The organism is Paenibacillus sp. 05T425 (genome assembly GCF_056396205.1).
This window is the reverse complement of record NZ_JBFTLA010000032.1, coordinates 1-16,105: the sequence shown is the minus strand read 5'-3', so window position 1 is coordinate 16,105 and position 16,105 is coordinate 1. Positions and strand designations below refer to the sequence as shown.

At 51.3% G+C, this 16,105-nt stretch carries 10 protein-coding genes and 1 tRNA gene; 1 reads left to right on the top strand and 10 read right to left on the bottom strand.

Annotated elements, in window-relative coordinates; translation table 11 throughout:
- Positions 1–348 precede the first annotated feature (348 nt).
- From AC1DF0_RS31800 to AC1DF0_RS31760, 9 genes are all read right to left on the bottom strand, one after another.
- Entirely contained in the window at positions 349–2,292 is a 1,944-nt protein-coding gene (locus AC1DF0_RS31800; protein ID WP_477577532.1) for a beta-N-acetylhexosaminidase, read from the bottom strand.
- A gap of 19 nt (positions 2,293–2,311) precedes the next feature.
- On the bottom strand, positions 2,312–4,579 hold the full coding sequence (locus AC1DF0_RS31795; protein WP_477577530.1) for a beta-glucosidase: 2,268 nt from the start codon (positions 4,577–4,579) through the stop codon (positions 2,312–2,314).
- Entirely contained in the window at positions 4,572–7,133 is a 2,562-nt protein-coding gene (gene bglX, locus AC1DF0_RS31790; protein ID WP_477577528.1) for a beta-glucosidase BglX, read from the bottom strand. Before bglX ends, AC1DF0_RS31795 begins: the two co-directional genes overlap by 8 nt.
- 28 nt (positions 7,134–7,161) lie before the next feature.
- Positions 7,162–8,046, bottom strand: coding sequence for a carbohydrate ABC transporter permease (locus AC1DF0_RS31785; protein ID WP_442053022.1), 885 nt, complete (start codon positions 8,044–8,046; stop codon positions 7,162–7,164).
- Between the two features lie 11 nt (positions 8,047–8,057).
- Positions 8,058–8,993 (bottom strand): ABC transporter permease, encoded by a 936-nt coding sequence (locus AC1DF0_RS31780; RefSeq protein ID WP_477577526.1) that lies wholly within the window; start codon positions 8,991–8,993, stop codon positions 8,058–8,060.
- A gap of 88 nt (positions 8,994–9,081) precedes the next feature.
- Positions 9,082–10,599: an ABC transporter substrate-binding protein gene (locus AC1DF0_RS31775; protein ID WP_477577524.1), complete on the bottom strand. Its 1,518-nt coding sequence runs from the start codon at positions 10,597–10,599 to the stop codon at positions 9,082–9,084.
- A gap of 77 nt (positions 10,600–10,676) precedes the next feature.
- Entirely contained in the window at positions 10,677–12,317 is a 1,641-nt protein-coding gene (locus tag AC1DF0_RS31770; protein ID WP_442053025.1) for a response regulator, read from the bottom strand.
- Complete coding sequence (locus AC1DF0_RS31765) at positions 12,292–14,076, bottom strand: cache domain-containing sensor histidine kinase (protein WP_477577522.1); 1,785 nt, start codon at positions 14,074–14,076, stop codon at positions 12,292–12,294. The genes AC1DF0_RS31770 and AC1DF0_RS31765 overlap by 26 nt, the downstream gene beginning before the upstream one ends.
- Positions 14,077–14,218: 142 nt before the next feature.
- On the bottom strand, positions 14,219–15,124 hold the full coding sequence (locus AC1DF0_RS31760) for an alpha/beta hydrolase (protein WP_477577520.1): 906 nt from the start codon (positions 15,122–15,124) through the stop codon (positions 14,219–14,221).
- A 205-nt stretch (positions 15,125–15,329) separates the two neighbouring features.
- Between AC1DF0_RS31760 and AC1DF0_RS31755 the strand changes: the two genes are divergently transcribed.
- Positions 15,330–15,827 carry a DinB family protein gene (locus AC1DF0_RS31755; RefSeq protein ID WP_477577518.1) on the top strand — a complete coding sequence of 166 codons (498 nt, stop codon included), beginning with the start codon at positions 15,330–15,332 and terminating at the stop codon, positions 15,825–15,827.
- A gap of 134 nt (positions 15,828–15,961) precedes the next feature.
- On the opposite strand, the gene AC1DF0_RS31750 is transcribed toward AC1DF0_RS31755, so the two are convergent.
- Positions 15,962–16,044: transfer RNA gene (locus tag AC1DF0_RS31750), tRNA-Leu, on the bottom strand.
- Between the last annotated feature and the right edge of the window lie 61 nt (positions 16,045–16,105).

Here is a 16,105-nt window from a genome sequence, read left to right as displayed (position 1 = left end):
TAGGCACGCCGCCAGCGTTCGTCCTGAGCCAGGATCAAACTCTCCATAAAGGTAGTTCGACTTGCTCATTACTTTGTATTGCTTTAGTTAGAAGCCGAAGCTTCTTAACTGGCAGTTTCGCTCGTTGTTCAGTTTTCAAAGAACAATCTTTTCTTTCGTGTCCGGCGTGTGTTTCTCTCGGCCGGAATTAGAATATACCATGATTATATATAAGAGTGCAAGCATTATTTTAAATTTGTTTTATATATTTTATGAATACATTCATTTATTTAATTAATAGTCGATTTATTCCTCTCAAAAGAACAGGCCGTTCCTTAGTCACTCTTGAACTAAAGAACAGCCATTCAACTACGCCTGTCCTGCTTCCAGCTCGCGCAGCCGCTCATCATACTGCCCCAACAGCTTGTACAAATTACGGTTGCTCTCGGATAAGCCACCCTTCCGGTTGCGCTGCAGCCAAAGCCGGTTAAACTCCTCAATAATCAAAGCAAGATCAGCCTTCAGCTTCCGCAGCCACTGTCCTTCCGCCTCGCTATCCGGCAGCTCAATGCGGTAAATATAACGATGAAGACCTGAGCCATGCGCGATGAGACGGATCGCATTCGCCAATTCGGCGACGACCGTATCCGCATCCACGATCTGAAGCTGTACCCGCCCAAGCTCTTTTTCGCGCTGCTTGATCCACTCCTGCATCTCGTTGTAGCGGTAATCTAGCTTGAACGGTGTGCCGCTGCCTCCGATCTCTACCAGCAGCTTGACCAATACAGCCGTATCCGACTCCAGCTTCTCTCTGGTAGACAAACCGCGATTGAGCAAATAGCTCATATACGTCATATTTTCCAACGTGCTTTGCTCCAGATGGTAATAGCGTCCAAGCTCCAATAGCAGCTTTCCGATGCCGCCGCTGCGATCGCGCAAGATACATTCTGATACGTATTGCTCCACCTGCTCCATCGTCCCGACATTGGCGTCAACTTGCCAGCTTGCTCMTGCAGCATATACATAACCCGGATAACTGGCAGCCATCGGCTGCCAGTGGCCGGAATCGCCCCAATCCGTTACGACAAAACCGCCGGCTCCGTACGTTTTACCGTTAATTGCCGCATCGGATACGTTGGCAATCATATTATCCGCTCTGCCCGTAATCGCCGACCAGGAGCTAGTGCCGGGACATACATAGAAAGGCACGCCATTTTCCTTGAAAAGCTTGCAATGAGGCTCGAACGTCTTCTGTCCCTCATAATTCCAATCCAACACCGTTACATCTTTCGGAAGCAGCGGAATGATTTCTTCATGCTTCGTTATAATATCTCCCCACATCAGGGTACGCTTGCCGTAGCTGCGGACGATGTCGAATACCTGCTCCGCATATTCCAAATACAGCTTGCCTATTCCGATCTCATCGGCTCTTGCTTTGCTTTGTCCCGCTCCAAGACCGAATGGCTCATCCAGATTAATATTTACGTAGTCCGAAGAGAAGTGAGGCAGCAGATCGCTGAACATTGTCTTCACCAAATCGATCGACCGCTTATCCGTCGGATTCAACGTAACCGGCGGCAGCTTGATGGCGATTGGCGTTTGTTGCCCCCCAGGATGCTCCGCCAGTTCAGCAAAGGCAGGTTTGGCTAGCCAAGGCCCCATATGTCCAAGACAGTTCTGATTCGGAACGAGATCGATAAATTTCCCCTTCGCATAAGCATCCAATTCCCGAAATTCCGCCGCGCTGATCGGCGTCGCGTCCGGGAACGAGTCCCTATATGCTTCATAATCAAAGCTGAAGCCTTCCATATACAGCTGCAAATGATTAAGCTTCAGCTCGGACATCCGATCAATCAAAGACAGTATAGTATCTAAATTAGGAATTTTATTTCGCCCAATATCGAGCATAAGTCCGCGCACGGGGAAATCCGGTTCATCCTCGATTCGGAAGTGATTCCAGGCCAGTCCTTGTCGAGCCATCAATTGCTCCAGCGATACAAGTGCATAGTGCAAGCCTTCCACTTCGTTAAAAGAAAGCTGCAACCCTTCACCATTCCACTCGATCACATAGCCCTGCGGATGCAGCTCTTCGGTGCGGCCGAGCCGCACTTCCGTCGCCGTCGACGCTTCCTTCGCACCCGCACCTGCATTCACTGCTGCCGTCTCCAGCCGCTCTTTCATGCGCAATGCTCCCGCTGCTGACTCAGCTTCTGCGCCTAAGCAGCTTACCGAGAAGTTGGCCGAAAGCGCCGAGCTCCCTTCGAGTCTCTCCGCCTTGCGAGGCTGCGGATAGAGTAGTAGTGTATCTTTCATGTAAGCATCCCCTTCCTGTTCAGTCCTTATTTAACTCTACTAACACTTGCGCCAGCATTTCTTCCGTAAACTTGCCTCCGCTGAAGGAAAGCAGACCGCGCAGCGGCATATGCTCCATAAAAGCTCTAAGCATCTCCTTATGCTCCTCGCCAATCGAGGCGGCGAACGGCAGCATCCCGATAAGCTGCTGAACGAAGGCCGCCCCCTTCTCCGTCTTCGATAGATCGGACACCGTCGAATTGCGGTGGAACACGGTTGTCCGCACGGCCGTAGATACAACGGTTACTCGTTCGGAGATAACCATTTCCTGCGACGACTTGCCGACCGCTATATCAAACGAGCCCGTCTCGACCGCCCAATCGCCAGCCTCCTCATCGAAGTAAGCGAAGCTTCGTTTGTCCAGCGTGAACAAGACCGTCTTCTCCTCGCCGGGAGCGAGTTCTATCTTATCGAAGCCTTTCAGCTCCTTGTCGGGACGTATCACGCTGCTTTCGACATCACTGACGTAGAGCTGCACAATCTCCTTGCCTGGTCTGCTGCCCGTATTGCGCACTTTTACGGATACGGTCAGTGTTTCCGTATCGTTAAGCTCCCGTTTATTGACCAATAACTCCGAGTATTCGAACGTTGTGTAGCTTAAGCCATAGCCAAAGGGGAACAAAGGCGGCAGCTTTTTCTTGTCGTAATAACGATATCCGACAAATAGTCCCTCTCTGTATTCCACCTTATCTCCTTCACCAGGGAAGAAGAGGTAGGATGGGTTATCGCTTAGCTGAACAGGGAAGGTTTCTGCCAGCTTGCCGGACGGATTCGCGTCGCCGAACAGCAGATCGGCGATTGCGCCGCCAAGCGCTTGGCCTCCCAAGTAAGCTTCAAGCACCGCTTTGGCGCTGCCGAGCCAAGGCATCTCGATCGGAGCGCCATTGCTTAACACGATAACCAGATTCGGCTGCACGGCGGCAATCGATTCGATTAGTGCCACCTGATTCGCGGGCATACGCAGATGCTTGCGGTCGAAGCCCTCCGACTCGTAACGCTTCGGCAATCCTGCGAATAACACGGCAACATCGGCTGCCTTTGCCTGCTCCACCGCTTCCCGCGCCAACGCTTCATTCACATCGTCGCCGTCAAGCTCATAGCCTTGAGCGTATGCGAGTATCGCCCCGGCGCCTGCCGACCGCGTCAATTCCTCGTTGATGTCTTCCAAGCGAGTCGGATTAATCTGCGAGCTTCCGCTTCCTTGGTAGCGTGGCTCTTTGGCGAGCGCGCCGATCACTGCGAGCTTGCCGCTTCGCTTCAGTGGCAGAATGCCGTCTTCATTCTTCAGCAGCACCATGCTCTCTCTGGCAACCTCGCGCGCCAGCTGATGATGGGCTTCCGGATCGAAGACTGCGTCCGGCTTGCGGCTGTCCACCGCTTGGAAAACCACTTTCAACAAACGCTCTACGGCGGCATCCAGCTTCTCGACCGGCAGACTGCCGTTATTGACCGCGTCTATAATGGCACGATCGCCTTCGCCATAGCTGGAGGGCATCTCCAGCTCCATGCCGGCAGCCAGCCCCTTCACGCGATCGTTCACGGCGCCCCAATCGGACACCACAAACCCTTCATGCCCCCATTCATCCTTCAAAATGCGCGTCAGAAGCGTCTCGTTCTCTGCGGCGAATTCGCCGTTCACTTTGTTGTACGAGCACATAACCGTCCATGGCTGCGCCTTCTTCACTGCGCCTTCGAAGCTGGCCAGATAGATTTCACGAAGCGTGCGTTCGTCGATGATCGAGTCGGACGTCATCCGTCGATGCTCTTGATTGTTCGCCGCGAAATGTTTGAGCGACGTCCCTACGCCTTCGCTCTGCACGCCTTTAATGTGATGGGCAGCCATCTCGGTGGAAAGATAAGGGTCCTCGGAGAAATATTCAAAGTTGCGGCCGCAAAGCGGGGAACGCTTAATGTTCGCGCCCGGTCCCAGCAGCACGGCGACATTCTCCGCTTGGCATTCCGTTCCCAGCGCGCGCCCCATCCGCTCGATCAAGTCGCGATTCCACGAGCTTGCCACCCCCGCGGCAGACGGAAAACAGGTTGAAGGAACACTGTCGAACAAGCCCAAATGATCGGCCGAAGCCCGTTGCTTACGCAGCCCGTGCGGTCCATCCGTGACCATAATAGACGGGATGCCAAGTCTCTCGATTCCTTTCGTATGCCATGTATCCAATCCGGAACATAGCCCCGCTTTTTCCTCCAGCGTCATCTGTCCGATCAGCGCTTTGATCTCTCGTTGCTTACTCATGTCCGCTTCCTCCCTCTCCTACCTGGATCTGCATGACTGCCGTCCATTCGAACTTCGCCGACCAAGCCGTCCGGCTGCTTGAGCCCACATGAACGATAAACTCGCCCGGCTCTGCCGCATAACCCACGGCTGGTGACCAGAATGCCAAATCCCGCTCCCCGATCTCGAATGCGACATCCAGACTGGCTCCCGGCTCCAGCCATACTTTGCGGAAACCCTTCAGCTCCAAGACCGGACGCACGATGCTGCCGTGCAAGTCTTGAATATAAAGCTGCACCGTTTCCTCTCCCGCCGCTTCGCCTATATTCGTAACGGTCATAGAAACCGTCAGCTTCTCATCGCCCTCTATCTTGTTTCGATTGAGCTTCCCGTTCGAAAAGTCGAAGCTCGTATAGCTAAGACCGTAACCAAACGGATATAGAGGCTCGTTCGGCCCATCCAAATATTTAGAAATATATTTACTATTTCGATTTTCTGCCGTAAGCGGTCTTCCTGTATGAAAATGATTGTAGTATACCGGGATTTGCCCTTGATGCGCCGGGAAGCTCATCGTCAGCTTACCGGATGGATTGTATCCGCCCGTTAGAACGTCGGCAACGGCATTCCCTGCCTGCGAGCCGAGGAACCAGGTTTCCACTATCGCGCTCACGTTGTTCTCGAACCAATCCAGGACAAGCGGACGGCCGTTCGTCAGCACGAGCACGACCGGCTTGCCGAGCTCTACGATCGCTTCGGCCAATCGTTGCTGCGCTTCGGGAAGCATAAGGCTCAGACGGGAAGCTGCTTCTCCGGACATATCGCTATTCTCGCCAAGCGCCAGAATAACGAGCTCCGCCTGCGATGCCTGGGCCAGTGCTTCTTCAATTCCGCCTTGAATCGATTCATTAACGCCGCTGCCTTGCGCATAGAGCAGACGGTTCTCCGGTATATCCCTGTTCAGCAGCCCTTCATACAACGTAACCGTCTCATGGCTGAAGCGCGAGAACTGCCATGGGCCAAGCAGATCCCTGCTGTCCGCGAACGGTCCGATCAGCGCGATTCGCCCGCTTTCCTTGGCAAGCGGCAGCACGCCGTCGTTTTTCAGCAGCACGATCGACTTGCGGGCAAGCTCCAAGCTAGCCTGCAGATGGCTCTCGTGGAAATGATAGTCGCGCTCCTTCTCAGGACGAATATACCGGAATGGATCATCCATCAGTCCAAGCTTATATTTAAGAATCAAAATGCGGCGAACCGCATCGTCAATCAACGACTCCGCAACTTTTCCTTCCCGCACCAGCTTTGGCAAGTTCTCGTAGGAGCGAGTAGCCATTTCAATGTCCATCGTAGCCCTAACCGCTTTTTGCGCGGCTTCCTCCACATCCTTGGCATGGCCATGGGCTACGATCTCATCGACCGCTCCATAATCCGAGATAAGAACGCCGTCAAAGCCAAGCTCCTCGCGCAGCAGCCCCTTAAGCAGCGGCTCGTTCGCCGCTACCGGCACGCCCTGATAAATATTGAAGGCATTCATGACCGATGCCGCGCCAGCCTCGATGCCGGCTTGGAACGGCGGCAAAAACACGTTCCTAAGCGCGGCTTCCGACAGATCGACCGTATTGTAATCCCGACCGCCCTCGGCTGCGCCGTAACCGATAAAATGCTTCAAGCAGGCGACGATAGTCTCCTCGCCGAACAGCGAATCGCCCTGAAATCCTTCTACCTGCGCTTTCGCAATGAGTGCTCCCAGATAAGGGTCTTCGCCGGCGCCCTCTACGACGCGTCCCYACCTCGGGTCGCGGCCGATATCGATCATCGGTCCGTGGTTATACATCGTACCGGAAGCGCTGGCCTCCTTCGCCGCAATCTCGCAGGCTACTTTAATGGCGTCCATATCCCAGCTGCAAGACCATGCCAGCGGTACGGGAAAGATCGTCTGCGAGCCGTGGATAATATCGCCGTTGAACAGCAGCGGAATGCCATGCGGCGATTGCTCGACGGCAATCTTCTGCAACTGGAACACGCGGCTAACGTCGAACGCGCCCAGCACCGAGCCCGCTCTTCCTTCCGCGATCAGCTTCTCCGGCGGATCGCTGGCAACCGAGTTGCCGAACGAGAAGTTCGACGCCAGCACTTGGAACATCTGACCGACCTTCTCTTCCAAAGACATGCGCCTCAGCAATGAATCTGCCGCGGATCGAATGTCCTCATCCGTACGTTCTTGAACGCCGATCTTCCGATACGGGCGGATTTCCTCGATCAACGCTTCGGACAGGAAAGGTCCGCGTCCGCTTTCTCCTTGCAACGGCAGCACCCCGAGGCCTGGAATATCGATGCTGCCTTCGAAATTTTCCTCGTGGAAGTCAAGCTGGACAACGATCTCTTTGCCCGGCATCCAGAACGCCGATGCCGTTCCTCTTAATTGATTGCCTTCGACAACAAGCGAATCTATCTTAATCGGTATCGACAGCGGTTCCGTCGCTATATCGAGCGTATATGTCGCTTTCTTCGAAACTTTGAATTGCATTTTCATTTGCATTGAAGGCGTAGCAACAATCGCATGCCATAATCCAATCATTTTGCAACCTCCCCAGTACGAGTCTTGATTAGCCTTTGACTGCGCCGATCGTCAACCCTTTGATAAAGTATTTTTGGAAAAAAGGATACGCGATCAATACCGGCACAATGCCGATGACCGCTATGGCCATACGGAACGTTTCGCTAGGCAATTGCTTGATGATGCTGCCCGTCCCCATATTGCTATTGCTCGTCAGAAACTCGATGTCGCTCATAATCCGATTGAGCACATTTTGCAGATTGAACAGGGTGGAATCCGTAATGAACACGAGACCGTTATTCCAGTCATTCCAATAAGCAAGCGCTTGGAACAGTCCGATTGTAGCCATAATCGGCAGCGACAGCTGCAGTACGATACGGTAATAGATCGTAAATTCGCCTGCTCCGTCGATACTTGCCGATTCGATAACGGGCGTCGGAACGCTGTTCATGAAGAACGCCCGCATGAGTAAGACATTAAAGCCGTTCATTAGCAGCCACGGTACGATCTGGGCGAAAAGCGTGTTTTTGATATCGAACATTTGCGTATAGATCATATAGGTAGGCACGAGTCCGCCGTTGAACAGCAACGTGAAAAATACGATGAACGACAGAATCATGCCGCCCGGCATGTCCTTGCGTGATAACGGATAGGCAAGCAGAGAAGTTATTAGAAGACTCACGATCGTTCCGATCACCGTAGTGATGATCGTAATGCCGTAGGCATGATAGATCATTTTCGAGTTTTGCAGCAAATATTCATAGGCAGCCAGGCTGAAGCTGGAAGGAAAGAAAGTGTATCCTTGGGTCACGATTACGTCCGGCGACGTAATGGAAGCCATGAACAGCAACACAAAGGGAAGGATGCAAGCCAGCGAGAACAAACCTAGAATCAAATGCGACGCCCATTGCCAGCCGCGATATTCTTTTGTCATTTCAAATCCTCCTAGAACAATGCGTTGTCTTTATCGAACTTGCGAACCGTATAATTGGATACCAGTACCAGCACGAAGCCGACCAGCGATTGATAGAAGCCCGCCGCTGCCGACATGCCGATATCGCCTAATTGCATGAGCCCCCGGAATACGTAAGTATCGATGACGTTCGTCGTTTCGTACAACGCCCCGGAGTTCATAGGCACTTGGTAGAATAGGCCAAAGTCGGAATAAAAAATGCGCCCGATGCCAAGCAGCATCAGCATCGTAATAATCGGCGTTATCATCGGAAGCGTAATTTTGCGAATTTGCATCCATTTCGAAGCGCCGTCCAGCTCCGCAGCTTCGTAGTACTCGCGGTCAATGCTGATGATAGCGGCAAGAAAAACGATGCAGGAATAACCGGCTCCCTTCCAAATGTGAACGATAGTCAATATGAACGGCCAATATTTAGGTTCGAGATACCAAGAGATCGGGTTCAGCCCGAACATCGGCAGCACCGTGTTGTTAATGAAACCCGAATCGGCGCTAAGCAGCGCATATACGAGATAGCTGACTAGAATCATAGAAATTAAAAAAGGCATAAGAATGACGCTTTGATAGAAGCCTCGCGCCATCTTGCTTCTGATTTCATTAAGCAGGATCGCGATGCCGACCGCTACGCTTAACCCGACGATAATGAAGACCGCATTGTAGAGCAGCGTATTCCGTGTTATAACGAAAGCGTCCGTCGTTTGGAACAAATACCGAAAGTTTAGAAAGCCTATCCAGTCGCTTCCCCATATGCCCTTCGTATAATTGATATCTTTGAAAGCAATCGATAGGCCGAACAGCGGCAAATAATTGTTGATGACCAGATAAAGCAAACCCGGCAGCATCATGATGTAAAGCGGAATGTACCGGCGAAAACTAATCTTTCTCTTTTGACGCATTATCATATTCACCATGCTCTCTCCCTTTCTCCTAGCCTGCGGGGAAAAATAAAACCCGGCCAACGCGTAATTGACCGGGCCACCTCTTCCATCCGTTTGTATGTTATTGCGCTGAATTTCCTTTTGCCCACTCGTCCAATTGCTTCTGCTTCTCAGCAATGATCTTATCGATGCCCGCCGCTTTCAGCTTGGCGATGAACTCCGGCAGCATTTTGGCCGGATCTACGCTGCCTGTCTCAATCGGAAGCCTATATTGCGTAACAACGTTGGATACCGCTGCGTATTCCGTCTTAACTGCCGTCCCGTCGAATRCGAAGCCAAGCGCCTTGGACGGTTTGGCGTTTTGGTTGAACTCGTTCGTCTTGACCCAAATGTCCGGATCGTCGTTCTGCATCACGTAGGATAGGAATTGATTCCCGAACATCCAACCCATCATATTGTAACCGACCGATGCCGCATCCTTGCCTTCCGGATACGAAATAATATGATCGTCCGCACTGCCTGCTTTCACATAGTGCGTTCCTTCAATGCCCCAGTCGAACAAGTTGACAATATCTTTGTCCGTATACATCAGGTTCAGGAACTTCATCGCTTTTTCATGGTTTTTGGAGTTAGCCGGTATACCCCACATTGCGCCTGTAATATTGCTTGTTGTCGCAACCGGAGCGAGCAGCTCTTTCGCTACCATTTCCGTTCCGCTTGCTTTGGTTTCCTGCGCCGCGAATCCCGGCTTCTGCAGAGCGAGATACGAGAATGCTTTGCCTGCGCCAATCAACTCGAAAGTAGTCGTTTTATTCGTTACCGCGTCCTGCAAGACGTACCCGTTCAGATACCACTCGCGGATTCGCTCGACAAACGCTTTGTATTCCGGCATTTCGTAAAGGTTGACTACCTTTAATCCGTTGTCATGGTTCGGCAAGACGCCCATGTTATCGGCAAGTGAATCATAGAAAACGAAGTTGTCGCGGAACGATTGGCCTGGCGCGCCCGGAACTAATGGCACGACGCCCGGCTCGTTATCCTTGATCGTCTTCAATACGTTCGCCACATCGTCAAGCGTTTGAATGGCGTCAATGTCGATGTTGTACTTGTCGACCAGATCCTTGCGCATCGTCAAACCGTAACTGCCCGCCAAATCGCGCAGCGTAGCAACGCCGTAGATGCTGCCGTTAACTTTGGTTGCATTGACATATTTCTCGCCTAACGAGGACATTATGCCTTCACCATACTGCGTGAGCAGCTCGTCCAGCGGAATAAGCTGTCCTTTTGCAACCATATTGCTGTACATGCCGCCAGCGACATACGTTAAATCAAGCRCTTCGCCTCCGCTGAAGATCAGATTCATGCGCTGTACCCAATCGCCCCCGTTAATCGGCAAAAATTTGACGCGAGTCTTGATCTTTTCTTCGGCGATGCGGTTAATCTGGTCTTCAACGAGCTGCAGATCTTTCGGTGAAGTCGTGACGAGAGGAAAAGCTATCGTAATTTCCTCGATCTTGTCTTCGCTTTGATTGCCCTTGCCGGCTTCGTTATTGCTGCCGTCGTTTCCTTTGCCGCATGCCGATAAGATCAAAGCACAGCACATGAGCAGCGCGATGGCGCCTGACATCGTTTTTTTCATCTGTTCTCCCCCGCTTTACGTGTAATGTTTATTTCTGAGTTTATTGTACGATGTCGAGGCCTGCCTCTCTGCTCCGATTACGACCTATCTCTGTCACTTTCTCGACTTTCGGTTGCCGGACGCTCTTGCTGATACGTGCTCCGATATTCCATCGGATTAAGCTCCATGTACTTTTTGAACATGCGGGAAAAATGCGAGAAATTCGCATACCCTACTTTGCTTGCTATCGTGCTGACTGACATTTCCGTATTGACGAGCAAGCCTGCAGCCATCCCGAGCCGCTGCTGCAGCACGTAATCGGACACCGACATGCCGGTTTCTTTCTTGAATATTCGGGTCAAATAGTCCGGATTCAAATAAACGTAATTCGCGATTTCTTCACGCGACAGGTCTTCCGCAAGATGCTCGTGAATATAAGCCTTCACCTTGTCCGTCACGCTTTGAGATTGATCAATCGTCGATAGGAATGAAATAGACTTGTCTACAATATGCGCAATCCAGACCAAAGCATCGGTGGCCGAACGGGTAGCGGAGGTGTAATACGCCTTGGAAGCTTCATCGCCGAACAAGTGATGCGCCTGTATGCCCTTCACTTGAAGCTCGTAGTAGACCATCTGCTGAAAATCTTGAACGAACTGATGAAGCAGTTCCGAATTTAATTGATTGGATAAGACCAAATTATGAATGTAGCTCTCCGTCGCCTTCAACAGCTGCTCGCTTGTGCCCTCTTTTAGGAGTACGGCCCACAAGCCCATATCGTGCGGCAAGCTCCCATGGAGCGAAGACTGCGCATCTTGCAGAGAGAAGACGCCCTCGTCGTGCGCAACGTTGTTCGAATCGAGTCTGCGCAGCTTAAGAACCATCTCCGCCATATGATGACCTTGCGTAATTTCTCCTATATAACAGGTTACTCCCGCATAAAAATACGTTTGACACGCCTCGGTAAACGTCTCGCATGCAGATCTCAGCTTCGTCTTGTCCGCCATGTCCTCCAGTTCTCCTCTTAGGAGAGCCAACATGCAGCTATCGCCAAGAGTGATCAACAATCCGCTTTCCAGCTCGTTCAGCACGATTTCCTCGGCCGATTTGCGTATCGCGTATTCCATGATTTTCTCTTCGCGTATCGTAATCTTTTTATGCCATCTCCTTATATGAATAAAGACCGGCAAAAAAGTCATCTCTTGCGAATAGGGGATGTTCCGCTCTTCCGCCGCTATCCCAATCGCCTTCGCAACGCTCGGAATCGATTGATTCAATATATCAAGCCAGAAACGTTCGACGAGAAGCGGTTGATGCTGCACCCAATATTTCCCGTATTGGCTGAATTCGCTTAGCTTGCTTTCCTGATCGAGCTTGGTGATGGCTCGCTTCACGGCTTCTTCGACATCCCGATAAGGAATCGGTTTAAGCAAATAATCCAGACTTCCCAGCTGAATTGCTTGCTTCGCGTATTGAAAGTCGGCATGGCTGGTCAAAAATATCGTCTCCGTCGCGGGATAATGCTGCCTCACCCATTCCAGCAATTCCAGCCCTGTTCCTTGAGGCATTTCAATATCGCACAGAAGTATATCCACTTGATTCGCCTGAAAAATTTCCTTGGCCTGACTAGGGCTAAAGGCGGTGAACAGACGGCTAATGCCGATTTCCTCCCACCGTACGCCTGATTTCAGCCCTTCTACGGCAATAAGCTCGTCATCTACGATTAAAAGCTGACGCAATGCCCTTCCCCTCCCTTCTGCCGGTTTCTATACGCAAAGGTATTCCGACTTCCACGATCGCCCCTTGCGGATCATCGTTGTAGCATTCCATCCATGACTGCTCCCCGTATTGCAGCCGCAGCCTCTCTCTGGCGTTCCACAAGCCGAAATGCTCCCCTTTATCATCCACTAATTGTTTGCCGGACCGAATGCTCTCAAGCGATTCCTCCGAGAAACCGTTCCCGTTATCTCGGATCGTAAGCAGTACCATTGGTTCTTCCGACTCCTCATCCAGCACCGCCTCAATCGTCAGTACGATCGGATGCTCCATGCGAACGGCATGCTTGATCGTATTCTCTACGAAGGTTTGCAGCAATAACGGAGGAATAGGCGTATCCTGAAGATAGCTTGGCACCTCGATCACGCAGCTCAATTGATTGGGAAAACGCAATTGCTGAATGCGCAAGAAATTCCGCACATGCTGCAACTCGTCCCTTAGCAGCACGAATGGATGATTACTTTGGAGCATGTAACGGAAATAATGAACGAGACACATCGTCATTTCCTGAATCAATTCATACTGCTTCACTTGGGCCAAGTTGTATACGATATTTAGCGAGTTCGTAAAAAAATGCGGGTTGATCTGCAACTGCAAATGCTTCATCTCTGCCCTTTGCTTGCTAAGCTGCTCCTCGTATACATGGATCTTCAGCTCCTCGATTTGCGAGATCATCTGGTTAAACGTTCGGTTCACCAGCTGGAACTCGTCGGATACCGGGCTTTCCTCGATTTTCATGTTGAAATTACCTTCACCGATTCGCCGCATAGCCATCGTCATCTTCTGCAGCGGCAGCAGCAGCACCTTGCGGAGAAACCAGAAACTTAGCGGCAGCAGCACAAGGGCGATCATAAGAACGATAACCGCCGCTTTCTCTAGATAAGGCAGTTTTTCAAGAATAAGCTTGTCCGGGACGACAGCAGCTAGACTGAAGTTCCCCTTTTGCGACGATTCGCCTACGACGAGATAATCTTTGTTCGTACCCGACAAGTAGTAATGCTCGAACCCCGCCGTAAAATCAAGTCTTTCATCAGCTAACTCGCGCGTGCTGAACAATGTCGTTCCAGCCGAATCTACAATCAGCGTTGAACCCGTATCTCCAATGTCCATAACGCGAAGCGGTTCTAGCAACGACTCCGCCTTCACCCATGCGCCAATGAAAATATCGCCCTCGCCAAACAAACGTAAAATGTAGCTTTCGCCGTTAATCGTCTGAACGGACCACTCCGCATTCTGATGCTTAGGCTGCTCGTTCAGTCCCATCACTTTCTCCACCAGCGTCTTGCGAAGATTCATCAGCTCGTTATAGCTGAGTTCATTCCGTGAAACCTCCACCATATCGTGCTTAGTAATTGAATATACAAAAAAACCGTCGATATAAGGATATACGATAAGATCGGAAGCCAGCCTGCGATTCACGCTGTTCTTGGCCATGACGTAAGCATCATCCGAGCTCGCCTCGCCCATCGTCAGCAAGTTGAAATCTGTGAGCATCAATCCCATCATATGACGCTCTGCCTCGGAGAGTTGGTCGTCTATTTGCTTCATGTAGACGGAAACCAAATTTTTATTCGAATTAGCGACCTGATTATGAATAACATCCACGCTGTATCGGTTGTTGTAAATCAGCATGGCAATCAGAGGAAGCGTAATGCATAGAAGGCCAAGCACCAGCTTGACCCTTATCGATCTCCAAGGGATTGTCGTTAAACTGCCAAACACGCTCATTCCCCCTGTCGGAACTATGAATTTTGTTTTTGTTATCAAACGGTTCGACTCTATTCTCCCGTTTAACATAGTTTGCCGATTGTCCGGCTATTTATTTAAGTTATCGCGAATGTATTAGCCACATTGCGGCTAATGCTCATAGGTTGAATCTTTTTTTCAGCCATTTTGCTGCCATATCGAACCAAACCGCCACTTCTGCATTCAACTGGGTATCATCGACGGCCGTCGTCTCGTCGCACATGGACAAGCCGTGAACCCCCGATTCAAATACGTGCAGCTCGTAAGGTACCTTGTGCTGGGCAAGAGCAGCCGCAAACCGCAATGAGTTTGCCGCGAATACGATGTGGTCATCGGCTGTATGCCACAAAAAAGAAGGCGGCGTCTTCTCGGACACGTAACGGACCGGAGAACGCTCCTCCAATTGGATCTCGGTTGGCCTTGGAACTCCGAATACAGCAAGATTGGAGACGTCAAAAAATCCTTCGGGCCATCTATGCGCCGTTTTGCTGAATTGTTCCCTCCTGTAAACGTAATCCGTTATGGCATAACCGAGAACAAGCGCATCGGGCTTCCAGCTTATGTCTTCGGTCTCCAGCTTTTCTTGCAGGAAAGGCTCATGCCAATGTACGCCAAGAGACGCTGCCAAATGCCCGCCCGCGGAGAACCCGGCTACGACGATCCGCTCTGGATCAATCAGCCATTCGTCTGCATGCGCCCGAACGGTCTGAAGCGCTTTGGCCAAGTCGTATAGAGGCTGAGGATAATGCGATCCATGCGGTTCTGTCATATGCAAGCTGCCCAGCGTGTCTCCTTTTGCATAAGTCGAGTAGCGAAGCACAAAAGCTTGATATCCCATACTTGCAAATCGGATTGCTACAGGTTCGGCTTCTCGATCCGATGTCATCAGATAACCGCCCCCTGGACAAATGACAACAGCCGGACGGCGTTTGTCCGTCTGATACTCGCTTGAGTTATGGAGCAGGTAACCCGTCAGAGTAACATCGGGCCGATCATCCCATAAGCTTCGTGTAAAAGTTCGCATAGCGCGGTTATCCCCCTAAATCAAATAACTTCCCCCTTTATCATATCGCTTGAAAAATATAGTCTCTATCCATTTCCCGACCTTCATCTAACACTTTCTCGACTCTTATCCGCACCGAACGACAAAACATCATACGACCGAGACTAGAGCTTTCCACATAACGGGAATTTATTGTATGCTTGTCCATATGGGAGGAGATGCATTCATGTACAAACAACTAATCGTCGGCGATGCAGCGCATGAACTGGCCAATACACGCCGTATTCTGGAACGCTTGCCCGAAGAGCATATGACTTGGAAGCCCCACGAGAAATCGATGACGCTAGGAGGACTGGCCACGCACCTTACCAACCTTCTGAACTGGCAAATCGCGATTCTTCAGTACCCCGAGCTCGATCTTTCCACCCTGCCGCGAAGGCGGGAGCCATTGGAGAAACCCGCTGACGTTCTGGCCGAGTTCGACGCGAACGTCGGCAAGGTGGAGAAGCTGCTCGCCGAATGCGACGAGCAGACACTCAGCGCGGAATGGACGCTGCGCCACGGCAACCATATCATCCGCCGTGAATCGCGGGCAATCGCGCTCCGCACCTTCGGATTAAGCCACATGATTCACCACCGGGCGCAGCTCGGGGTATACTTTCGACTTCTTGATATTCCAGTCCCGGGCGTCTACGGACCCTCGGCCGACGAGGAAACCCAATGAACTAAGTTACTCACTTCGGTTCACGCAAAACAGTCGCAGGGCACCGGATGACTGCCGGTACTCTGCGACTGTTTGTACGTAGATGATTGCATACAAAAAAAACCATGCTTAGCATGGTTTGAGTTTGATAAGTATGGTGCGCGTAGAGGGACTTGAACCCCCACGGTCGCCCGCCAGATCCTAAGTCTGGTGCGTCTGCCAATTCCGCCATACGCGCATGGGTAAAGTTTATACAAGGCATTGCGCCCTGAAAACTGGATACGAAAGATGTTGCTGCT